Source organism: Catellatospora tritici, from assembly GCF_019083965.1.
GTDB lineage: Bacteria > Actinomycetota > Actinomycetes > Mycobacteriales > Micromonosporaceae > Catellatospora > Catellatospora tritici.
In genome coordinates, this window is sequence record NZ_JAHRCY010000024.1 from 1 (window position 1) to 22,187 (window position 22,187).

The 22,187-nt window shown below is 70.6% G+C and carries 20 protein-coding genes, 1 tRNA gene and 1 rRNA gene; 11 read left to right on the forward strand and 11 right to left on the reverse strand.

Annotated features, from left to right (window positions below):
- Positions 1-6: 6 nt before the first annotated feature.
- Positions 7-123: ribosomal RNA gene (gene rrf, locus KUA19_RS34920) — 5S ribosomal RNA — on the forward strand.
- A gap of 526 nt (positions 124-649) precedes the next feature.
- On the opposite strand, the gene KUA19_RS34925 is transcribed toward rrf, so the two are convergent.
- The 5 genes from KUA19_RS34925 to hppD all read right to left on the reverse strand — a co-directional run bounded on the left by KUA19_RS34925 (position 650) and on the right by hppD (position 5,975).
- On the reverse strand, positions 650-1,837 hold the full coding sequence (locus tag KUA19_RS34925; protein WP_217403113.1) for an outer membrane protein assembly factor BamB family protein: 1,188 nt from the start codon (positions 1,835-1,837) through the stop codon (positions 650-652).
- A gap of 114 nt (positions 1,838-1,951) precedes the next feature.
- Positions 1,952-3,010 carry a histidinol-phosphate transaminase gene (gene hisC / locus KUA19_RS34930; RefSeq protein WP_217403114.1) on the reverse strand — a complete coding sequence of 353 codons (1,059 nt, stop codon included), beginning with the start codon at positions 3,008-3,010 and terminating at the stop codon, positions 1,952-1,954.
- On the reverse strand, positions 3,010-3,906 hold the full coding sequence (locus KUA19_RS34935) for an RDD family protein (protein WP_217403115.1): 897 nt from the start codon (positions 3,904-3,906) through the stop codon (positions 3,010-3,012). Before KUA19_RS34935 ends, hisC begins: the two co-directional genes overlap by 1 nt.
- A 9-nt stretch (positions 3,907-3,915) precedes the next feature.
- Complete coding sequence (locus tag KUA19_RS34940; RefSeq protein WP_217403116.1) at positions 3,916-4,623, reverse strand: RDD family protein; 708 nt, start codon at positions 4,621-4,623, stop codon at positions 3,916-3,918.
- A gap of 188 nt (positions 4,624-4,811) precedes the next feature.
- On the reverse strand, positions 4,812-5,975 hold the full coding sequence (gene hppD / locus KUA19_RS34945) for a 4-hydroxyphenylpyruvate dioxygenase (protein WP_217403117.1): 1,164 nt from the start codon (positions 5,973-5,975) through the stop codon (positions 4,812-4,814).
- 184 nt (positions 5,976-6,159) lie between these two features.
- Between hppD and KUA19_RS34950 the strand changes: the two genes are divergently transcribed.
- Genes KUA19_RS34950 through KUA19_RS34970 form a run of 5 tightly spaced genes read left to right on the forward strand, consistent with a single transcriptional unit; the run spans position 6,160 to position 11,493 of the window.
- Positions 6,160-6,648 (forward strand): sigma-70 family RNA polymerase sigma factor, encoded by a 489-nt coding sequence (locus tag KUA19_RS34950; RefSeq protein WP_217403119.1) that lies wholly within the window; start codon positions 6,160-6,162, stop codon positions 6,646-6,648.
- Complete coding sequence (locus tag KUA19_RS34955; protein WP_217403121.1) at positions 6,648-7,898, forward strand: hypothetical protein; 1,251 nt, start codon at positions 6,648-6,650, stop codon at positions 7,896-7,898. Before KUA19_RS34950 ends, KUA19_RS34955 begins: the two co-directional genes overlap by 1 nt.
- A gap of 28 nt (positions 7,899-7,926) precedes the next feature.
- Entirely contained in the window at positions 7,927-8,406 is a 480-nt protein-coding gene (locus KUA19_RS34960; RefSeq protein ID WP_308167824.1) for an Lrp/AsnC family transcriptional regulator, read from the forward strand.
- 47 nt (positions 8,407-8,453) lie between these two features.
- Complete coding sequence (locus KUA19_RS34965) at positions 8,454-9,764, forward strand: outer membrane protein assembly factor BamB family protein (RefSeq protein ID WP_217403123.1); 1,311 nt, start codon at positions 8,454-8,456, stop codon at positions 9,762-9,764.
- Positions 9,765-9,813: 49 nt separating this feature from the next.
- Positions 9,814-11,493, forward strand: a complete 1,680-nt coding sequence (locus tag KUA19_RS34970) for a fumarate hydratase (RefSeq protein ID WP_217403125.1) — start codon at positions 9,814-9,816, stop codon at positions 11,491-11,493.
- A gap of 179 nt (positions 11,494-11,672) precedes the next feature.
- On the opposite strand, the gene KUA19_RS34975 is transcribed toward KUA19_RS34970, so the two are convergent.
- Together KUA19_RS34975 and KUA19_RS34980 are read right to left on the reverse strand one after the other, a co-directional pair.
- A complete protein-coding gene (locus KUA19_RS34975; protein ID WP_217403128.1) occupies positions 11,673-12,596 on the reverse strand; it encodes a type IV toxin-antitoxin system AbiEi family antitoxin in 924 nt (307 codons plus the stop codon).
- A gap of 386 nt (positions 12,597-12,982) precedes the next feature.
- Positions 12,983-13,600: an IclR family transcriptional regulator domain-containing protein gene (locus KUA19_RS34980; protein ID WP_217403130.1), complete on the reverse strand. Its 618-nt coding sequence runs from the start codon at positions 13,598-13,600 to the stop codon at positions 12,983-12,985.
- 145 nt (positions 13,601-13,745) lie between these two features.
- On the opposite strand from KUA19_RS34980, the gene KUA19_RS34985 reads away from it, so the two are divergent.
- From KUA19_RS34985 to rlmB, 4 genes are all read left to right on the forward strand, one after another.
- The gene (locus KUA19_RS34985) at positions 13,746-14,411 is read left to right on the forward strand and encodes an HAD family hydrolase (RefSeq protein WP_217403131.1); all 666 of its coding nucleotides are present in this window, start codon (positions 13,746-13,748) and stop codon (positions 14,409-14,411) included.
- Positions 14,412-14,476: 65 nt separating this feature from the next.
- Complete coding sequence (locus KUA19_RS34990) at positions 14,477-15,298, forward strand: hypothetical protein (RefSeq protein ID WP_217403132.1); 822 nt, start codon at positions 14,477-14,479, stop codon at positions 15,296-15,298.
- A gap of 13 nt (positions 15,299-15,311) precedes the next feature.
- The gene (gene cysS, locus KUA19_RS34995) at positions 15,312-16,727 is read left to right on the forward strand and encodes a cysteine--tRNA ligase (RefSeq protein ID WP_217403133.1); all 1,416 of its coding nucleotides are present in this window, start codon (positions 15,312-15,314) and stop codon (positions 16,725-16,727) included.
- Positions 16,727-17,848, forward strand: coding sequence for a 23S rRNA (guanosine(2251)-2'-O)-methyltransferase RlmB (gene rlmB, locus KUA19_RS35000; RefSeq protein ID WP_217403134.1), 1,122 nt, complete (start codon positions 16,727-16,729; stop codon positions 17,846-17,848). The genes cysS and rlmB overlap by 1 nt, the downstream gene beginning before the upstream one ends.
- Before the next feature lie 117 nt (positions 17,849-17,965).
- Here the strand turns inward: rlmB and KUA19_RS35005 are convergent, their stop codons facing one another.
- Together KUA19_RS35005 and KUA19_RS35010 are read right to left on the reverse strand one after the other, a co-directional pair.
- Complete coding sequence (locus KUA19_RS35005; protein WP_217403135.1) at positions 17,966-19,357, reverse strand: class II fumarate hydratase; 1,392 nt, start codon at positions 19,355-19,357, stop codon at positions 17,966-17,968.
- A 95-nt stretch (positions 19,358-19,452) separates the two neighbouring features.
- Positions 19,453-20,544 (reverse strand): ABC transporter ATP-binding protein, encoded by a 1,092-nt coding sequence (locus tag KUA19_RS35010; RefSeq protein ID WP_217403136.1) that lies wholly within the window; start codon positions 20,542-20,544, stop codon positions 19,453-19,455.
- Positions 20,545-20,802: 258 nt separating this feature from the next.
- Between KUA19_RS35010 and KUA19_RS35015 the strand changes: the two genes are divergently transcribed.
- A tRNA-Thr gene (locus tag KUA19_RS35015) sits at positions 20,803-20,878 on the forward strand.
- 78 nt (positions 20,879-20,956) lie between these two features.
- On the opposite strand, the gene KUA19_RS35020 is transcribed toward KUA19_RS35015, so the two are convergent.
- Positions 20,957-21,421: a PH domain-containing protein gene (locus tag KUA19_RS35020; protein ID WP_217403138.1), complete on the reverse strand. Its 465-nt coding sequence runs from the start codon at positions 21,419-21,421 to the stop codon at positions 20,957-20,959.
- 24 nt (positions 21,422-21,445) lie between these two features.
- A complete protein-coding gene (locus KUA19_RS35025) occupies positions 21,446-21,853 on the reverse strand; it encodes a tyrosine-type recombinase/integrase (RefSeq protein WP_217403243.1) in 408 nt (135 codons plus the stop codon).
- Positions 21,854-22,187 lie beyond the last annotated feature (334 nt).

Here is a 22,187-nt window from a genome sequence, read left to right on the forward strand (position 1 = left end):
TAGTGTTACGGCGGCCATGGCGGAGGGGAAACGCCCGGCAACATTCCGAACCCGGAAGCTAAGCCCTCCAGCGCCGATGGTACTGCAACGGGGACGTTGTGGGAGAGTAGGACGCCGCCGGACAAACATCGCTGTTCAAGGCCCACCCCTTTCCGGGGTGGGCCTTGACGCGTTTCCAGGGCACACACCACGACCACGACCTGACCCGCCGGGCGGTCATGGACTTGTGGGCGTGTTCGACGGCGTGTCCCCACCACCGTGATCACCCCCCGGTACCCCGTGTGTCGACAGCGGCCAGAACGATCGGCAGCGGTCACAGCCGCCGTCCCGTCCAGCAGTTCAGGGAAACCGCCGGAATCACACCATGAATTCGTGCAGTTTCCCCGAAACTGCACGAGTCGCGGACCCGAGGATCGCGTCCCCTGCGAATGATGATCGCCGTTTGTGGTCATCGGGCGCCGTTCGACGGCGGGTCGCGTCCGCTAACGGGGATCAAGGCCGTCCAAGGACCTCAGCCTCGACCAGCGCCGTCGTAAGAAACTGGCCCGGCCGATGGGTGTCTGCAGCTGTGAGCGCCTGTCGACACTCCTTGGCCAGCTGGCGATAGCGCGAGCTACGTCCGTCCCATGGCCGATGCGGAAACCGCGGGTCAGGAAGCGGCGAGCAGGACCGGGCGCGGGGAGGCGTAGTAGACGGTGTCGGGGGAGTCGGCGGCAGTGTCGGGGGTGAGGCGTTCCAGGACCAGGTAGTGGCCGGAGGCGTATACGTGGCCGAGGGTGTAGGGGAAAGGGTCCTCGTAGTAGAGGTCCAGCGAGGAGCGTGACAGCTCTTTCCCGGTTTCCGCGTTCACCGCGATCAGCGTGTGCTCCGGGGTGACCAGCAGGATGCGGTCGCGTGCTCCGGTTGGCAGCAGGGTGGGGGCGCGATCGCCGGGCTGCGGCCGCCAGGTCCAGCGAGCCTCTCCGGTGCTCGGATCGCGACTGACCAGTTCGGTCACCGCGGCCGGGTCCGGCGTGGTGACGACGGCCGCAGCGGCCTGGGGCGGCCCGGTGACGATGGCGCCCGGCGCGGCCAGCGGAGCGGATGGGGTCTCCGTGCCTGAGGACGCCGCGGGCGGCAGGAGCCAGGCGTGCGGCCCGTCGCTGGCGGTGGCACGTACCCCGAGGCAGTCGGAGTTGCCCACGGCACACGACACCGGTTCGACGGCAGTTACCCCGGTGCCCAGCGGCGTCTGGGGCGCGCCGGTGTCGACGGAGTACCGCAGGAGCGTGTCGGTGCAGGTGTCGTGGGTCAGGAACTGCGTCGGAGCGGTGAACGAGATGCCGCGACAGTGCTCGTCGGCGGGCAGGTCGTGGCGCCAACGCACCGCGCCGGTCGTCGCGTCGTACGCGGTGATGGTCTTGTCGCCTGTCGTCAGCACCGTCTGGCCGGCGGTGAACAGACCAGGCGGGTCGTAGACCGTGGCGGCGCCGGTGCGGCGGCCCTGGTAGGCCTCGCCGAGCACGTCTGCCCGCACCGACCAGGTCGTCCTGCCGGTGCGCGGGTCCGTGCCGACCAGCATGCCGTCGCCCCACGCGCTGACGACGACCTGGTCACCCGCGGCGACCACGCCAAGCAGGTCGGCCGGCCAGCGGCGCAGCGACCACAGCGCGCTGGTTTCGTACTTGGTGTCGGCGGGACCGTCCGCCCAGACCTGTCGCGGCGCGGCGTGGACCCGGATCTGGTCGCCGACGATCAGCGGCGCCGAGACCAGCGCACCGAGTGCGCCGGGGGCGGGGATGACGGGTGCGGGCATTGGGTGCGTCGCCGTGGTGACGACGTCGGTGGGACGGAACACGCGCCACAGCACGATTCCGCTCCCGACCACCAGTGCCGCGCAGAGCGCAGCGACGATCGCCGCGCGCGTCCTACGCGAAAGAGTCCGCCACGCCATCCCCGTCTGCTCCGATGCTCAGCCGAAGTACTTTTCCGCGGCGCGGAGCAGGGCGTCGTTCTCCTCGGCGGTGCCGATGGTGACGCGTACCCCGTCGCCGGCGAACGGCCGCACGATGACGCCCTCGGCCTCGCACACCTGGGAGAACGCCGCCGCCTGGTCGGCCAGCGGCAGCCAGACGAAGTTGGCCTGGCTGTCCGGGATGCTCGGCAGGTGCTCCTGCAGCGCCTTGGTGACCCGGGCCCGCTCGGCGATGACCAGGTCGCAGCGGCGGCGCATCTCGTCCTCGGCGTCGAGCGCGGCCAGCGCCGCGGCCTGCGCGGGCAGGCTGGTCGAGAACGGGGTGACCACCTTGCGCACCGCGTCGGCGACGTCGGGCTGGGCCACCAGGTAGCCGATGCGCAGCCCGGCCAGGCCCCAGGCCTTGCTCAGGGTGCGCAGCACCGCGACGTTGGGACGGTCGCCGTACACCTCGACGCCGTCGGGGACCTCGGGGTCGGTCACGAACTCCTTGTACGCCTCGTCGAGCACGACCAGGACGTCCTCGGGCACCTTGGCCAGGAACGCGTCGATCTCGGCGCGGCGCACGCTGGTGCCGGTCGGGTTGTTCGGGTTGCACACGAGGATCAGGCGGGTGCGGTCGGTGATCGCCGCCGCCATCGCGTCCAGGTCGTGGCCGTGCACCGCAGTGTTGGGCACCTTGACCGAGGTGGCGCCGGTGGTCGCGGCGATGATCGGGTACGCCTCGAACGAGCGCCACGAGTAGAGCAGCTCGTCGCCGGGCACGCAGGTGGCGCGGACCAGGTGCTCGGCGAGCGCCACCGAGCCGCAGCCGGTGACGACCCGCTCGACGGGCACGCCCAGGCGCTTGGCGAACTTGTCGCGCAGCGCGCCGACGCCCATGTCCGGGTAGCGGTGCACGTTGGCGATGGCCTCGGCGACGGCCTCGGCGACGCCGGGCAGCGGGCCGTACGGGACCTCGTTGCTGGCCAGCTTGATCGCGCCGGGGACAGACCGTCCGGGCACGTAGTTGGGCAGTGCGGCAAGGTCGGGGCGGGTGAGGCTCCGCTTGGTCATCAGGCACCTCTCTTCTGGGAACGGGCTGCGTCGGGCAGCTGGACCACGTATGTGCCGGCCGAGCGGTCGTGCCAGGCCATGCGCTGCCGCCGGTCCATCAGGATCAGGACGACGTCGAGGATCTGCGGGATCACGAAGAAGATCAGGCAGCAGGGGATGAGCAGCAGCGGCAGCGCCATCGGGGTCCAGCGGCGCCAGGCCCGGCCGGTGCGCAGCGGCTCCAGGCTCTCCACCGGCACGACCTTGATCCGCATGAGCCGTTTGCCGAAGGTCTGGCCTGAGTGCGCCGTGGCGGGCACCTCGTAGGCGAACCACAGGCCCAGCGCGATGAAGATGATCACTAGGAACAGGCCGTCGAGCTGCGCCGGTCGTGCCACGTCGGTAACCTGGCCGCCGTCCAGCGCCTTCTGGAACGCGGACTGCATGTACGGCACGAATTCGCGCAGCCACAGGTACACGAACCAGCCGTTGACCACGATGTTGAGGCCGAGCACGGCCAGGAAGTCGACGAACCGGGCGCCGAGGCGTACGCCGGGGGAGGCCAGGGGCATGCCGTGGGGGCGCACCGGAGTCGTGGGGACCGGATGCGGCCAGCCGGGCGGCAGCGGGCGTGCGCCGGGGCCGCCACCGGGCCCCGTGCCGGTTTTGGTGCCGAACTGGGGCGGCGGGAACACCGGCGGGATGACCCCGTCACGCGACGAGCTGACCCTGCCTGGGGACGGTATGGGCGATTCGGCGACCGGCGGGGGCGGCGGCGCTGCCGGTTCGGGCTGCGGCGGACCGTCCGGCGGGGTGGCGTCGGCGGGCAGGGCCGCGCCGACCCAGCCCTCACCGTCCCAGTAGCGCTGCGTACTGGGATCGGCAGGGTCCTTGTACCACCCGGGGCTGATCGTCATGACTGCTATTTAACCGACCTTCACCACGACCGTCTGCGCCGCCTTGTCATGCAGGCACTGCTGCAGCGGTTTGTCCCAGAGCTGCCAGAAGCCGTCGACGTAGTTGAACAGCGGCACCAGCCCCGCGGCCACGAACTGCACCGCCCATCGCTTGGCCAGGTCGGCCCTGGTCAGCACGCGGGTGGGGTCGACCGGAGCGACGACCAGCTTCAGCATCTTCTTACCCAGCGTGCGCCCACCGGTGCGCAGCTGGTACTCCACGTAGTAGAGGTACGTGAACAGCAGGGAGACGGCGAAGATCCCCATCATGAGCGCGAACATCATCCCCATCAGGGCGAAGAACTCACCCGGTGGGACCTCGCCCGGTGGCATCTCGCCATGCGGCTGTTGCTTCGACGCGAGGTCCGCGACCGACGCGAACCAGAAGATCATGACCGGCACCATGAGGATGCCATAGAGCGCCGCGTAGAGCGCCAGGTCGATCAGGTGGGCGCCCAGGCGCCGGCCGAAGCTCGCCAGCGGCGCGCCGTTGGGCGCGAGCGGGACCAGCATCGCGGTCCAGGCGCCGGGCGGCGCGGGCGGTGGGGTCCAGCTGCCGGGCGGCGGTCCCCACGGCGGCGGGGCCTGGTGCGGGATGCCGGGCGGCGGGGTGGGCAGCGGCGGTCGTACGACGCCCGGTTGGTCTGGGGTCGGACCGGGGGGTACGGGGGTGGTCATGCGGGACATCCTTCCACGTCAACACCACCGGGGCGGCCCGGTGGTGCACCGGCCGGCGGACAGAAGAGGAGCCGGCCCCCCAGCTCTGGCAAGGGGCCGGCTCGCCGACATGCCGCAGACCGCGCCCGCGTTGAGAAGGGGCCCTTCTACTACGGAAAGCGATAAGAAGGTGCCCTTCCTTACCGGGGTCAGAGGTTGCCGCGGGTCTCCTGTTCGCGCTCGATCGCCTCGAACAGCGCCTTGAAGTTCCCCTTCCCGAAGCCGAGCGAGCCGTGCCGCTCGATCAGCTCGAAGAAGACGGTCGGCCGGTCCTGCACCGGCTTGGTGAAGATCTGCAGCAGGTACCCGTCCTCATCCCGGTCGACCAGGATGCGGCGCGCCTTGAGCTCCTCGATCGGCACGCGTACGTGGCCGATGCGGGCGCGCAGCTCCGGGTCGTCGTAGTAGGAGTCGGGGGTGGCCAGGAACTCCACGCCCGCGGCGCGCATCGCGTCCACGGTGGCCAGGATGTCGTTGGTGGCCAGCGCGATGTGCTGGGCGCCGGGGCCGCCGTAGAACTCCAGGTACTCGTCGATCTGGGACTTCTTGCGGGCGATGGCCGGCTCGTTGAGCGGGAACTTCACCTTGCGGGTGCCGTTGGCCACGACCTTGCTCATCAGCGCCGAGTAGTCGGTGGCGATGTCGTCGCCGATGAACTCGGCCATGTTCGTGAAGCCCATGACGCGGTGATAGAACTCCACCCACTCGTCCATCTTGCCGAGCTCCACGTTGCCGACGACGTGGTCGACAGCCTGGAAGAAGCGCTTGGGCGAGCCGGCGGCGATCGCGGCGGAGCGGTCGACGATCGGGTGGGCGGCGACGAAGCCGGGCTCGAACGGGCCGTGGTAGGCCGACCGGTCGATCAGGGTGTGCCGGGTGTCGCCGTAGGCGGCGATGGCGGCGACGCGGATGGTGCCGTTCGTGTCGGTGTGGTCGACCGGGGCCTGTAGGCCGGTGGCGCCGTGCTCGACGGCGTACGCGTAGGCGGCGTCGACGTCGGGGACCTCGAGCGCGATGTCGGTGACGCCGTCGCCGTGCCGGGCGTGGTGGTCGGCGCCGGGCGCTGCCGCGTGTACCGCGCCGCGCAGCACGAACCGGGCGCTGCCCGAGGTCAGCACGTACTCGGCGTAGTCGCGGTAGCCCTGCTCGGGGCCGCGGTAGGCGACCAGGGTCATCCCGAACGCGGTCGAGTAGTAGTGGGCCGCCTGCCGGGCGTTGCCGACGAGGAAGGCGAGGTGGTCGACGCCCTTCACCGGGAACGGGTCGTGCGACGGAGCCGCGTGGGTGGCGGCCGGATGAGCGACAGCGGTCATGGCCGAAGAATGGCGCGCGGATGGTGAGCTGGGCAACTGTCAGTACGGGAGCTGATCAGATTGCGCAGATCGACCGGTGGTATCGGTTATTTGCTGGACAGGTTGCTCAGTTATGGATTCGTTATCGAACTGGGTAATGCTTCCTGGGCTCTCGGGAGTACTCCCAGGTGACGAGGGAGACAGGATGGACGACTTCGCGGAGTTCTACCTCAGCGGCAAGGATGCGGTGTTTCGCGCCGTGCTCGCCGCCGGTGGCAACCGCGCGGCGGCCGAGGACGCGGTCGCCGAGGCGTACGCGCGGGCGTGCGCCCGGTGGGCGGTGGTCCGCGAGCACCCCAACCCCACCGGCTGGGTGCTCGTCACGGCGCTGAACGTGCAGCGCTCGGTGTGGCGGCGCCTGCGCCGCGAGGTGCTGGGCGACGTGCCGGAGCGGAGCACGCATCGAGAACCGGACAGCGATCTGCGCAGGCTGCTCGCGACGCTGCCCCGGCGGCAGCGGGAGGTGGTGGCGCTGCGGCTGCTGGCCGACCTGAGCGTCGCAGAGACCGCCGAGCTGCTCGGCATCGCCGAGGGCACCGTGACCGCGCACCTGCACCGCGCCCTGAACTCGCTTCGTCACCAACTCGAGCCCGCCGCCGTCACGGCGCTGCGCTGCACCCCGGAGGTGGCGTGATGACCGTCGACGACCTGCGCACCAGGCTCACCGAGGAGTACGGGGAGGAGCGCTTCACCATGACGGTGATCGAGATCGAACAGCGCGCGGGCACCGGTGCCCGCCGCAGGATGGCGGCCTGGGCGATGGCGGGCGTGGCCGCGCTGGTCGCGGTCGCCTTCCTGGTATGGCCCACCGGCGGCTCCGGCGTCGTGGAGCCGCTGACCTCGCCCAGCGTCGAACCGACCGCGACCGGCACCCCCGCCTGGCACGCCGCGTTTCCGCAGGCGTGCGCGCAGCAGTGGGCGAAGCAGGACCGCGGCGGCTTGGCGCCCGGACTGCGCGACAACCTGCCTCCGCTGCGGTTCGACGTCGCGCAGGGGCGGCTCGGCATGCTCGTCTACGCCACCGCCGACACGAGCCTGATCGTGGAGTGCATACACGATGACGATGGGACGCATCTCGGCTTGACCACGCCCGCGCCGCCGGCCCGGCGATTGCTCACCGACGTCGGCGCCGGGATGCCGCGCTACGGAGTGAGCTCGCTGGCGGACGAGAACGGTGGCCGCCACGCTGCCGACTACTACCTCGGCCTGGCCCCCGCGGGGACCCGCGAAGTGGAGGCGCACACCGCCCGCGGCGAGGTGTTCCCTGGCCTCGTCGACGGTGACCTGTTCCTGGTCTGGGCGCCCGAGGGCGGGCTGCGCGACGCGGTCATGCGGGCGTTCACCGGCGACCGCATGATCATGGTGGGCGGGCTGGGCCATGTCGACGGCACGTACCAGGAGCAGGCGTTGGTCGAGGCGTGCCGCCGCACCGCCGCCCCGTTCGGGGACCTCGGTTTTCCGGACCTGCCGCCGGTGCGGTTCAAGCTCCGCTCTGGCGAGGACGCGGTCCACCTGTACGGCGACGAGCACCTGATGGTGGCCTGCGAGCGCAGCGGCGGCGAGAGCGGCGGCGGCGCCGGAATCGCCGTGACCGAGGTGGCGGCGCTGGAGGATCCGAGCAGCATCTGGCATCCCATGCAGTTCAACCACGCCGACGAGGGTGACCGTGGCTGGCTGCTGGGCCGGGCGCCGGACGGGGCGGTCAGCGGCACCGCCGTGATGAAGAGCGGCAAGACCGTCGCGCTGACCGTCTCCGGCGGCTGGTTCGGGGCCTGGTGGCGCTCGGCGGACGGCACCAGCGAACACCCGGCCTCGATCGAGATCGTCACCAGGACGGAGGTGTGGCAGTGGAAAGGCGGCACGGTCACGCATCGGCCGCGGTGAGGCCAGGGCGCGGTGACATGATGGGCCGGTGACCGGCACTGTGGACGAGCTGGACGTACAGCTGATCGACCTGCTGGCCTCGGAGCCGCGGATCGGCGTGCTGGAGGCCTCGCGCCGCCTGCGGGTGGCGCGGGGCACCGTCCAGGCGCGACTGGACCGGCTGGTGGCCCGCGGCGTCATCACCGGGTTCGGGCCGGAGCTGAACCCGGAGGCGATCGGCTACGGCGTGACCGCGTTCGTGACGCTGGAGATCCGGCAGAGCGGCGGCCACGACCCGGTCGCCGCGCACCTGTCGACGATTCCCGAGGTGCTGGAGGCGTACACCATCACCGGCGGCGGGGATCTACTCTGCCGGATCGTGGCCAGGTCCAATGCCGATCTGCAGCGGGTCATCGACGAGATCGTGGCGTACGACGCGATCCTGCGCGCCTCGACGCTGATCGCGCTGGCCGAGCAGCTGCCGTACCGGACGCTGCCGTTGGTGCGTAAAGCCGCCCGACACGGATAGATCGGACACTCACTCACGTTTGATCGTCGGCTGGCTATCCTGGGCGGATGGCCAAGGGGAGGGCCGGCACCGGTTGGCTCGTCGCGGTGGCCGTGGCGATGACTGTGCTGGTCAGCACCAACGTGTGGAACCCGTTCCCCGACCTGTGGAACTGGATCAGCACCAGCGGCCCCCTCGCCGACCCGCCCGCCCGCTGGCAGGAGCGCCTGGGCGGCAGCCCCCAGCACGTGACCCTGCTGGAGCAGCACGTCGTCGTCGAGCATCGCGACTCCGTCGAGGTGCGCAGCCGCACGACCGGCCGCCGGATCTGGCAGACCCCCGCCGACTGGGCCGCCGTGGCCGGGCCGTCCGGGCGGACGGTCGTGGTCGCGGGCAAGCTGCTGGTCAAGGGCTACCAGGTGATCGACCCGGCGACCGGGGCGGTACTGCGCCGCGACGATCGGGCCGCGGCGGTTTGGACGTTCTCCGACTACCTGCTGGACGTCGCGTGCCGTACCCCCAAGAACTGTGAGCTGACCGCCCGCGAGCCCGCCAGCGGCGACGAACGCTGGCATGTCGGCCTGCCCGGTATGGGGTTCGTACTGTTCGCCGACAACCCGGAGCTGACCGGCAGCGTGCCGCTCGGGGCCGACCGCATCGCCGAGCGGGTCGAGCCGCAGCCGATGCCGCAGCTGCTCGGCTTCCCGATCGACGGCCGGGTGTACGTCGTCGACACCGCGCAGGGCGTGGTGCTGCCCGAGGTCAGCCCGAGCCGCCGGGAGCGGATCATCGTGCTGGGCGGCCGGGTCATCCACAGCGAGGCGGTCCCGCGCGACGGCGGCTGCGGGGTGACCGTGATCGGCCGGGACGCGGTCACCGACGACGAGGTGTGGCGCTGGCGCGACAACCAGCTCGGCACCATCACCGGCGGCGGCTGCGACCAGCGTCACCAGCCCACCGGCTCGGGCGACCTGGTGCTGGCCACCGCCCCGGACGGGCGGCAGGCGCTGCTGGACACCGGCTTCGGGCGCCAGGTGCTGCTGTGCGCGGCCGGGGAGCGCGTGGTCGCGGTCGACGGCAACCGGGCGGTGGTCCGGTCGGCCGACGGCGCGAAGTTCACCGGGTACAGCCTGGACCTGGAGTCGGGCGGCAGGCCGAAGTCGCTGTGGACCCGCAAGGTCAATACTGAGGCGTCGGCGGCGATCCGGGGCAAGATCGTGATCGTGGTCGACCGCGGCCCGGACCGGGTGATCGTGCTCGACGCCACCAGCGGCAAGGTGCGCCGCCAGGTCGACACCGAGGCCGACGTGCTCGCGGCCGACGCGAACGGGCTGCTCCTGGGGCAGCGGCGTGATCTCGGTTACCTGGCGTTCGATTAGGCAGAGCGCGAATTCAGCCCTTGGGCAACCCGTGAGTACGCTTTTGCGCATGACCGACTTCGCCTACTCCTCCCTGCTGCCCCTGGGCGCGGACACCACCGACTACCGGCTCGTCACCGACGAGGGTGTGGACGTCGTCAGCGGGCCGGGTGGGCGCAAGTTCCTGACCGTCGAGCCGGAGATCCTCACCCAGCTCACCGCCGAGGCGATGCACGACATCGCCCACTACCTGCGCCCGGCGCATCTGACGCAGCTGCGCGCGATCCTCGACGACCCGCTGTCGTCGGCCAACGACCGCTTCGTCGCGCTGGACCTGCTGCGCAACGCCAACATCGCCGCGGGCGGCGTGCTGCCCATGTGCCAGGACACCGGCACCGCGATCGTGATGGGCAAGCGCGGCCGGCACGTGCTGACCGACGGCGCCGACGAGGCCGCCATCGCGCGCGGCGTGTACGAGGCGTACACCAAGCTCAACCTGCGCTACTCGCAGCTCGCCCCGCTGACCGTGTGGGACGAGCGCAACACCGGCACCAACCTGCCCGCGCAGATCGAGCTGTACGCCGAGGACCCGGACGGGCACGCCGACGCGTACAAGTTCCTGTTCATGGCCAAGGGCGGCGGCAGCGCCAACAAGTCGTACCTCTACCAGGAGACCAAGGCGCTGCTGAGCCCCGCCTCGTTCATCCGCTTCCTGGACGAGAAGCTGCGGCTCATCGGCACCAGCGCCTGCCCGCCGTACCACCTGGCGATCGTCATCGGCGGCACCTCGGCCGAGCACGCGCTCAAGACCGCGAAGCTGGCCTCGGCGAAGTACCTGGACAACCTGCCCGGTGAGGGCAGCATGCTGGCGCACGGGTTCCGCGACGTGGAGCTGGAGGCCGAGGTGCTGGAGCTGACCCGCAGCTTCGGCATCGGCGCCCAGTTCGGCGGCCGCTACTTCTGCCACGACGTGCGTGTCATCCGTCTGCCGCGCCACGGCGCGTCGTGCCCGGTCGCCATCGCGGTCTCCTGCTCCGCCGACCGCCAGGCCGTCGCCAAGATCACCCCGTCGGGCGTATGGCTGGAGCGCCTCGAAACCGACCCGGCCCGCTTCCTGCCCGACACCACCGCCGAGGAGCTGTCCGCGGCCGCCTCCGCCGACGGCGACGTGGTGAAGGTCGACCTCAACCAGCCCATGTCGGTGATCCGCGAGCAGCTGTCGCAGTACCCGGTGAAGACCCGGCTCTCGCTGACCGGCCCGCTGGTCGTCGCGCGCGACATCGCCCACGCGAAGATCGCCGAGCGGCTGGACGCGGGCGAGCCGATGCCGCAGTACCTGCGCGACCACGCCGTCTACTACGCGGGCCCGGCCAAGACGCCCGAGGGCTTCGCCTCCGGCTCGTTCGGGCCGACCACCGCGGGCCGCATGGACGCGTACGTGGAGAAGTTCCAGGCGGCCGGTGGCTCCTACGTCATGCTCGCCAAGGGCAACCGCAGCGGCCAGGTGACCAAGGCCTGCCAGGCCTACGGCGGCTTCTACCTCGGCTCGATCGGCGGCCCGGCGGCCCGGTTGGCGCAGGACTGCATCAAGCGCGTCGAGGTGCTGGAGTACGCCGAACTCGGCATGGAAGCCGTGTGGAAGATCGAGGTCGAGGACTTCCCAGCCTTCATCGTCGTCGACGACAAGGGCAACGACTTCTTCGCCGAAACCTCCAAGCCCAACCCACTCCTGGCCATCGGCCGCCGCTAACCCCACCCCACCCCACCCCACCCCACCCCGCCCCGGCCGGGCCGGGCCGGGGGCCAAGATCGGGCAAGTTGCCGGGCAATCGTGCGTATCTTGGGAGCTCCTTCGCCCGATTGCCTGGCAACATAGGTGACCTTGAGGGACGGCGGCATAAGCGGCTTCGAGGGACGGTGGCCGGACGGTCACGGGATCATGGGTGTCGGGCGGCCGGGGCCGGGATTCCAGCCCGCCGATCGCAGAGCGGCCGCCACCTCACGGACCACGGCCGCGAAGTCGGCGCGCATGCGGCGGCTCGTCACGTGAAGCACGGTCCAGCCAGCGCTGACCAGCAGATTGAGCCGCCGCCGATCGAGATGGAAGCTGTCAGGGCTGTCGTGCCACTCGCCGTCGTACTCCACCGCGACCCGGTACTGCGGCCAGCACAGGTCGGGGTGCAGCACCCGCCCGCCCACCGGCACCGGATGCTGCAGTTCGGGCCGAGGCAGCCCGGCTCGGATCAGCCCGAGCCGCAGTCGGGTCTCCTGCGGTGACTGCCCGCCCGCGTCGGCCAGCTTGAACGCGCGTGTGGCGCGCGCCGCGCCGTGCCGACCGGCACGGTCCGCCGCGAGCTCCATCAGCTGCGTCGCGGTCACCAGCTTGTCGCGTAGCAGCGCGTCCAACACCGCGACCGCCGGTACGAGATCCATCCATAACGTGACGTCCCAACTGGTACGCAGTGGGCTGGTCACCGGCAGCCCACGCTGGACGCCCACTTCGTCCGACGCCAGCACCATCCGGTGTACGGCCGCCTCCCTGCGCTGGTTCAGCCGGGTGCCCGCCGGGACGATGAGGTGGACGGGGTCGGTGAACGCCGCCGCGTGCTCGACGCCATGGAGATAGGCGGCGCTGGGACCGGCCAGGTGTGCGTGCTCGGGTAGGTCTGCCGCCAGCGCGCGGCACCGCAGCCCGTGGTCACGGTCGAGGCGGGAGTCGGCGTAGACGCCGTAGGCGAGCCGCTGCCAGTTGGCGCCGCGCAGCTGTTCGAGGGTGAGCAGACCTTCCCGGAGCGCATCGGCCCCGCGAAACACCTGCCAGGCAAGTTGCCGTGGTCGATCGGTTCGTCGCACGCGGGACAGCGTGCCCGAGATCCGGGCGCGATGTGGATCTCGCTGTGGATAACTCGCGCCAGGCTGTGGACGACATGTGGGAAACCTGTGGAAATCAAGTTATCCACATTGTGGATACGCAGTTCACGGGGTTATCCACAAGCCCGGTGGACAGACGGATTCGGGACCCGCACTGCCGCCCCGCCCCCGCCAAGACCACCAGGACCGCCAGGGCCGCCAGGGCCGTCAAGGGCCGTCAAGGGCCGTCAAGGTCACTCATGTTGCCGGGCAATTGGGCGAAAGGATGTCCAAGATACGCCCGATTGCCTGGCAACTTGAGCGATCTTGGCGCGCGGCGACATGCGCGAGCTTGGCGCGCGGCAGGTTTGCGCGAGGTTGGTGGGGTGTCAGGCGAGTGCTGTGGTGAGGGTGTGGGCGGCGGCGACCACCAGTGGTCCGACCGTCATGGGATCGAGCGGGGCCAATGCGACCACGCCCACGCTCGCCCGCAGGCCCTCGACGTCGCGTACGGGCGCGGCGATGCCATACGCCCCCTGCTGCAGTTCGCCCGACGACACCGTCCAGCCTTCATGCGCGTCGAGAATCGCCCGTCCGGCCGCGCCCGCCGCGAGCGGGTGCCGCGAACCGGTGCGGTAGGCGACGTGGAACACCGTCGCGCTCGGCTCCACCACCGCGACGGCGACCGCCTCATCGCCGTCGGCGACGGTCAGGTGCGCGGTGGCCTGCACCTGGTCGGCGAGCTTGCGCAGCGCGGGCAGGGCCGCGTCGGCCAGCAGCGGCTGCGCCCGGCGCGCCAGATGCAGCAGGCCCAGGCCCAGGCGCAACCGCCCGGCGGCGTCCCGGCGGATCAGCGCGTGTTCGGTCAGCGTCGTGGCCAGCCGGTAGATCACCGCACGGCCCACGCCAAGTCGGCTCGCCGCCTCCGTGACGGTCAGGCCGCCGGGGGTGTCGGCTACCAGGGTCAGCAGCCGCAGGCCTCGGTCGAGCGTCTGCGCGGTATCCACTCTCCCACCCTATCGAGGTAAGGAAGGGCACCTTCTTATCGCATTGCGTAGTAGCAGGGCCCCTTCCAAACACGCGCGCGGGACGTGGCGCGGTGCGACGGGCGCGTCATCGGGCTGACCAGGTGGTATCGGCTACCGTGTACCGATGATCACGACTGTTGCCTTCGATGCGGACGACACGCTGGTGGACATCGTGACCGGTGTGAACGCCGGGCTCGCGGCCGTGGTCGCGGCCGTCGGTGAGCCGAGCCTGAGCGTGGCCGGGTTCCGGGTCGATGCCGACGACTGCTGGCGGCGCATGGCGGACCAGCCCGCCCGGCTTATCCGGGAGACCGCGCTGCGGATCACCCTCGACCGGATCGGCCGCGCGGACGAGACCGCGCGCTTGCTCGACCTGTTCTTCGAGGTCCGGTTCGCCAACTCGCGGCCGTTCCCCGGCGTGCTCGACACGCTGGCCAAGCTGCGCAGCGAATACCAGCTCGGCTACGGCACCAATGCCAACAGCGAGGCGGCCCGCTGCGGGCTGGGCGGCCTGTTCGCGTTCGAGATCTACGCGCTGCGCGACGGGGTGCCCAAGAAGCCCGCCGCCGGGTTCTTCGAGGCGCTGCTGGCCGCCGCGCAGGCCGGGCCGGACGAGGTGGTGTACGTCGGCGACTCGTACGACCACGACGTCGTCGGCGCGGCGGGCGCCGGTCTGCGTACCGTGTGGCTCAACCGCGCGGACGCCCCCGTGCCCGGACCGGTCCGCCCCGACGCGATCGTCGCGGATCTGGCCCAGCTGCCCGCGGTGATCGCGCAACTTAAGGCCTGACCTGCGCGGACGTCTTCGGCACAGCGCACTGCCGCGGGTTGCGGCCGCATGCCAGGATGCCGGGCATGTCAGGCAGGGCGAGCGGTGCGGACGGCCGCGAATGGTGGGTCGGCCGACGCTGGCTGCCCTGGCAGCCGAAGGCGCGCGATCTCGGCCGGGGCGACAGCGGTTTCATGGAGTTCGGCAGTATCGACCTGGGTGACGAGCCGATCGGCTGTGCGATCGCGATCGTCGTCGGCGCGCTGATCCTGACCTTTCCGTTCCTGCTCGCGCTGGCGATCTTCGTCGCCGAGTGGCTGATCGTGCTCCTGCTGCTGCCGCTGTTCGTGCTCATCCGGACCCTGTTCGGGGTGCCGTGGCGGGTGGTGGGGCGCGGTAAGTCGCTGGACGGCCGGCGCTGGCGCTACTACACCCAGGTCCAGGGCTGGCGCGGCTCCGGCGAGCTGATCGACCGGGCGCTGGAGGAGATCCGGGTGTACGGCGAGCCGCGGTGCCTCGGTGCGTACCAGCTCGACGCCGCACCCACCGGCGGTACGAGCAAGGGTTCGCCGGAACGGCTGCTCGCCCACGTGCAGGCGGGCAACACGCTGCAGCTGGAGGCCTCGGTGTACGGCACCGGCTCCCGCTATGCCCGCGACGGCTGGCTCGACGGCACCGTGCGCGCCGGTGCGGACTCGCTGGAACTGTCCCAGGGCGGTGCGGGGGCGTCCCGCCGGGTCGTCCCGGTGCGGGGCGGCACGTCGGAGAGCGCGCCGACCGGCCCCGGTGACGCGCGGTCCGTGATCGGGTTCACCGCCGCGGACGGGCGGGTGTACCGCATCGCGGCAGATGAGAGATACCTGCCCGCGCTGCGGTGGCTGCAGTCGCAATGGAGTCGCGAAGGATGACTATCCTTATCCGGTGACGTTGAGACTCTTTGACACCGCGACCAGACAGGTGCGCGACTTCGTGCCGCGCGTTCCCGGTCAGGCCTCCGTGTACCTGTGTGGTCTCACCGTCCAGTCCGGGCCGCACATAGGTCACCTGCGCTCGGGCGTCAACTACGACGTGCTGCGCCGCTGGCTGCAGCATTCGGGGCTGTCGGTGACGTTCGTGCGCAACATCACCGACATCGACGACAAGGTGCTGCAGAAGTCGCTCGAACAGGGTCGCCCGTTCTGGTCGATCGCCTACGCCAACGAGGTGATCCTCGCCGCGGCGTACCGCAGCCTGAACGTGCTGGCGCCCACGTACGAGCCGCGGGCCACCGGGCACGTGCCGGAGATGCACGAGCTGATCGAGGAGCTGATCAAGCTCGGCCACGCGTACCCGAGCACCGACGGCAGCGGCGACGTGTACTTCTCCGTCGGCTCCTTCGCCGACTACGGCGCCCTGTCCGGCCAGCGCCCGGACGAGATGCTGGCCGCCCCGGACGGGCCGGAGCGGGCCAAGCGCGACCCGCGCGACTTCGCCCTGTGGAAGGGCGCCAAGCCGGAGGAGCCGGACGACGCCGAGTGGCCCTCGCCGTGGGGTCGCGGCCGCCCCGGCTGGCACATCGAGTGCTCCGCCATGGCCCGGCGCTACCTGGGCGCCGAGTTCGACATCCATGGCGGCGGCCTCGACCTGGTCTTCCCGCACCACGAGAACGAGCAGGCCCAGTCGCGTGCGGCCGGGCTGCCGTTCGCGCGGTTCTGGGTGCACCACGGCCTGCTCAACCTCGGCGAGGCCAAGATGAGCAAGTCGCTGGGCAACGTGATCGACCTGGAGGCGGTCGCCGAGCGCGGACTGCGCCCGGTCGACCTGCGCTACTACCTGCTCGCCCCGCACTACCGGGCGCGCATCGACTTCAGCTGGCACGCGCTGGAGGAGGCCGCGACCGCGTACCGGCGGATCGAGGGCTTCGTGCAGCGGGCCACCGAACTCGTCGGCGTGACCGCGCCGACCGTGCTGTGCGCCGAGTTCGCCGAGGCGATGGACGACGACCTCAACACCTCCGCCGCGTTCGCCGCGCTGCACGAGGTGGTGCGCGAGGGCAACACGGCGCTGGCCAACGGTGACACCAAGGCCGCCGCCGGCGCGCTGGGCAGCGTACGGGCCATGCTCGGCATCCTCGGGCTCGACCCGCAGGACCCCGCCTGGGCCGACACGAAGGCCGGCGACTCGCTGCGCGGCACCGTGGACGCGCTGGTGGCACTCGCGCTGGAGCAGCGGACCGCTGCCCGCGCGCGCAAGGACTGGGCCGCCGCGGATGCCGTGCGCGACCAACTGAAACAGGCCGGAGTGGTGGTCGAGGACACCCCACACGGTCCACGCTGGACGATCGGAAGTGAACTGTAATGCCGGGCAACTCGCAACGCCGCAACGTACGCCAGGTCAGCAAGAAGACCGCGAGCAAGGGAACGGGCGGCAAGGGCAAGGACACCCTGAAGGGCCGGGGCAAGACCCTGCCCGCCGACGAGCGACCCTGGCACAAGGGTTACTCCGGCACCGAGAAGGTGCCGTCGAAGACCGCGTGGAAGCAGGACAAGGAGCGCAAGGCGGCCGCGGCCGAGGGGCGCGCCCCCAAGATCGGCAAGCCGGGCAGCAAGGACACCACCTGGGGCCGGGGCGGGACGGGCAAGGGTGCGCCGACGCGGCGTACCGCGCCCGGACGCGCCACCGCCGCCCGTGCCAGCGGCCCCCGGGTCGCGCCCGGCCGCAAGTCGGCCACGCCCAAGGACGCGCCGGAGCTGCTCGTCGGCCGTAACCCGGTCGTCGAGGCGCTGCGCGCGCACGTGCCGGCGACGGCGCTCTACATCGCGCAGGGCATCGAGATCGACGACCGGATCACCGAGATCGTGCGCACGTGCGGCGACCGGGGCATCCCGATCCTGGAGATCAGCCGGGCCGAGCTCGACCGCCTCACCGGCGGGGTGCTGCACCAGGGCATCGGCGTGCAGGTGCCGCCGTTCGCGTACGAGAGCTTCGAGGACCTGCTCGCCGCCTCCGCCGAGCACCCGGAACCGCTGCTGGTGGCGCTCGACGGGGTGACCGACCCGCGCAACCTGGGTGCGGTCATCCGGTCGGCGGCCGCGTTCGGCGCGCAGGGCATCTTCGTGCCGGAGCGCCGCGCGGCCGGGATCACCGCCACCGCCTGGCGTACCAGCGCCGGGGCGGCGGCGCGGCTGCCGGTCGCGCAGGTGACGAACCTGACCCGGGCGCTCAAGCAGGCGCAGCAGGAGGGGTTCGTGGTCGTCGGGCTCGACGCCGACGGGGAGACGGATCTCTACCAGTTGGAGGCCGCGGTCGGGCCGCTGATCGTGGTGGTCGGGTCGGAGGGGCGCGGGCTCGGGCGACTGGTCGGGCAGACCTGTGACCTGCGGGTGAGCATTCCGATGGTGTCGGAGGTGGAGTCGCTGAACGCGTCGGTCGCCGCCGCTGTGGCACTGGCCGAGGTGGCCCGCCGCCGCGCTGCGTGACCGGTCGACGCCCCACTTTTTAATTGACGCTGGCCTATCCGGAAGACGGAATTCGATTATCCGTCCACTGGATAGGCCAGCGTTGATGTTAGGCGGGGGCGGGGCGCCGCGCGCCGGTTACTCCGGGGCGCGGGTCATGGCGAGGACGTCGAGGGCGGCGTCCAGGTCGGCCTCGGTCAGGCGGCCCGCCTCCAGGTGGCCCCGTTCCACGACCACCTGGCGGATGGTCTTGTGCTCCGCCAGCGCCTGCTTGGCGATCGCGGCCGCCTCCTCGTACCCGATGTGCCGGTTGAGCGGGGTCACGATCGACGGCGAGCCCTCGGCGTACAGGCGGCAGATCTCCTCGTTGGCGGTGAGCCCGAGGACACAGCGCTGCGCGAACACCCGGGACACGTTGGCCAGCAGCGTGATCGACTCGAGCAGGTTACGGGCGATCACGGGCAGCATCGTGTTCAGCTCGAAGTCGCCCTGCGACCCCGCGAACGCGATGGTCGCGTCCGCCCCGATCACCTGGGCGCAGACCTGGCGCACCGACTCGCACAGCACCGGGTTGACCTTGCCCGGCATGATCGACGAGCCGGGCTGCAGGTCGGGCAGGTGCACCTCGCTCAACCCGGCGCGCGGGCCGGACCCCATCCAGCGGATGTCGTTGGCGATCTTGTACAGGCTGACCGCGACCGTACGCAGCTGACCGGACAGCTCCACCAGCGCGTCCCGGGAGCCGTGCGCCTCGAAGTGGTTCTCGGCCTCGCGCACCGGCAGGCCGGTGTTGTGGGCCAGGTGCACGTACACCTCGTGCCGGAACGCGGCGCTGGCGTTGACGCCGGTGCCGACCGCGGTGCCGCCCAGCGGCAGCTCCGCCACGTGCGGCAGCGTCGAGGCCACCCGCTCGGCGCCCCGCTGCACCTGCTGGGCGTAGCCGGAGAACTCCTGGCCCAGGGTCACCGGGGTGGCGTCCATCAGATGCGTACGCCCCGACTTCACCACGTGCGCGAACTGGGCCGCCTTCAACTCCAGCGCCTCGTGCAGCTCCAGCAGGGCCGGGCGCAGGTCGTCGGCGATCAGGCGCAACGCGGCCAGGTGGATCGCCGACGGGAACACGTCGTTGCTCGACTGCGAGGCGTTGACCTGGTCGTTCGGGTGCACCGGTCGGCCCAGGGACTGTCCGGCCAGGCGGGCCAGCACCTCGTTCAGGTTCATGTTGGTGGAGGTGCCCGAACCGGTCTGGAACACGTCCAGCGGGAAGTGCCGGGCCAGGTCGCCGTCGATCACCTGCCGGGCCGCGGCCGCGATGGCCTCGGCGGTCTCGCGGTCCAGCGCGCCGGTGTCCGCGTTCGCCTGCGCGGCGGCTTCCTTGATCTGGGCAAGGGCGATGATCAGGGGGTACGGCAGGGGAGTGCCGGAGATCGGGAAGTTCTCCACCGCTCGCTGGGTCTGGGCGCCCCAGAGTGCGTCGGCGGGGACCCGCACCTCACCCATCGTGTCGTGCTCGACTCGATATTCGGTCATGCCTACATCCTTACCCGCCGCGCCCAGCGGATGAGGAAAGCGCATATGGAAAAAGGGCGGAGCCGACCGGCTCCGCCCTTTTACTGGCTACTGCGTCAGATGCGCACACCGGAGGCGGCGTGGAACGCGTGGTGGCTGCCCACGACCGGCTTCACGTAGACCGTGTCGCCCAGCGACGGCATCGCCTGACGGGTGGTGGAGACCACGAACCGCTCCTCGCCGCCGTTGAGCGCGGCGTGGCCGTACACGTTGGCGTTGGCGCCCAGGTCCTCGACCAGGTCCACGACGATCGGCATGCCGCCCTCGCTCGCGCCGACCAGGTCCGAGTCCTCGGGGCGGAAGCCCACGGTGACCTGGCCGTTGCCACCCTCGGCCTGAGCCGCGGCGACCTGCTCACGGGTGAGCGGGAGCACCATCTGGCCGAACACCGCGCCCGCGTCGGTCAGCTGCACGGTCTTGATGTTCATGGCCGGCGAGCCGATGAAGCCCGCGACGAAGACGTTCGACGGGGCGTCGTACAGCTTGCGCGGGGTGTCGCACTGCTGCAGCACACCGTCGAGCAGCACGGCCACGCGGTGACCCATGGTCATGGCCTCGACCTGGTCGTGCGTGACGTACACCGTGGTGATGCCCAGCTGCGACTGCAGCGTGGCGATCTGCGAGCGGGTCTGCACACGGAGCTTGGCGTCGAGGTTCGACAGCGGCTCGTCCATGAGGAAGACCTGCGGCTCACGCACGATGGCGCGACCCATGGCGACACGCTGGCGCTGACCGCCGGAGAGTGCCTTCGGCTTGCGGCCCAGGTACTCCTCGAGCTGCAGCATCTGGGCGGCCTTCTTGACCCGGGTGTCGATCTCCGACTTCGGGGTCTTGCGCAGCTTGAGCGCGAACGCCATGTTCTCGTACACCGTCATGTGCGGGTAGAGGGCGTAGTTCTGGAAGACCATCGCGATGTCCCGCGACTTCGGCGGGAGGTTCGTGACGTCCTTGTCGTTGATGTAGATCGCGCCCTGGTCGACGTCCTCAAGACCGGCGAGCATCCGCAGGCTGGTGGACTTGCCACAGCCGGAGGGGCCGACCAGGACGAGGAACTCGCCATCCTGGATCTGCAGGTCGAGCTGGTCGACGGCGGGGCGGTCGGTGCCCGGGTAGATCCGGGACGCCTTGGCGTACGTGACGGTAGCCATGGGGGTGCTTCCTTCCACCGGCAGGAACGTGCCGGACGATCCGAGTGAAAGTGAGTACCGTCCGTGTTCACACGGTCGGCGCTCGCCAAAGTAACCCGGTCACGGGCCGTTAACAAGCCCGTGGATCATCAGGTGGAACGCTCTCGCCAGGCAAAACGTACTTTAGCGGTATGCAGGGGACGAAACTTCTGGGAATCCGGTGGCGAGGGGGCGGACTTCGACGCGTACCATCGCTGTGAACCTCCCCACGGGGTTCATGCCGGCCTGGCGCAATTGGTAGCGCACCCGACTTGTAATCGGAAGGTTGCGGGTTCAAGTCCCGCGGTCGGCTCCATCAGCCCAGCTCAAAAGCACTGAACCGGGCTCGCCCAGCACGGCAGCGGCCCGGTACGGCAGCGAAGTACAGCAACGGTCAGCCGATGGTGGTGCTTGCGCCAACCGATCTGGCACGGGCGTCGCGAAGCGCGGCAGCCAGCACATCCACGTGCCGCTGTTCATGCTGTTGAGCCCGCCCCGCGAACAGCGTTGTTTCGTGATCAAGCGCAACCAGGCCGATCCGGCGACCAGAGATCAGGTTGACGGTGATCGGGTAGAACGGATTGTTCGCCGGATAGGTGAAGGAGTCGATCTCTTCCCAGGTCAGCTCATGGCTGCGGAGCGGGTTGCGGACAACAAGCCCACGATCCTGGATGGCGACGGACATGCGAGCCAAGCGCCAGCTGACGACGACCGAGAGCATGAAGAGCAGCAAGCCGACCACGGCCCCGATGGCGCCGCCTGCTGCTGCGGCCAAGACGCAGGCGAACGCGCCGATGAGCGTGAGGAACGGAACTGCCAGGTAGTTGCGCCTGTTCCGCAGGACGAGCCGTCCGGCCATCACACCACCCCCTCTCGGCGATCTTCAAACGGCGTATAGCGAGGTCAGCGGAAGGGTACAGCCGTTCGCCGTGGCCGCCGTTGGTTGACGGCGCTCACTCCAGCGCCTGGCGAGCCTCCGCAGGGCATCACGGGTCGCCTCGTCGGTGACCTCGGTGTAGATCTCCCTCGTGATCGACACCTGCGCGTGCCTCACGATCTGCTGAGCGACCCGCGGGTACACGTTCAGGTCACGAAGCAGGGTCGCGCAGGTGCGGCGAGCGTCGTGCACGGTGATCTGCTTGACCCCGGCCCGCTTGATCTGCCGGTCCCAGCACGGGTTGAAGTTGCGCGGCTCCACCGGCTGGCCGGTACGAGTCGTGAACAGCAGGCCGGTCGGCTCGGCGTCGCACTCGGCCCGGACCAGCTCTCGATGGCGGGTGAGTGCCGTCAGAGCAAGCGGTCGACCTCACCGACACCGCCGACGACACCACCGCGCGGTGGGCCAATCGCCGCCGACCTGGATGCGTTGACGGCTGGTGACTTCGACGACTGGTGGGATCGACGACAGCGGATGGTGGCGGCACCCCGCAGTCACTTGTGCGGCAGCGGCAGGTAGTGACTACCGACATGCTGCGTAGATGAGTCCCGACGTCCTGCTCGCCTCTGTCGCCTCGTTGGTCGGCGTGGCGCTCGGTGCAGTTGTCTCGTACTTCCACTGCCGCGATCAGGTTGCGTCTGTTGCGCAGCACCCGCCGTCGCACCACCGCCACGATCACCCCCGTCCA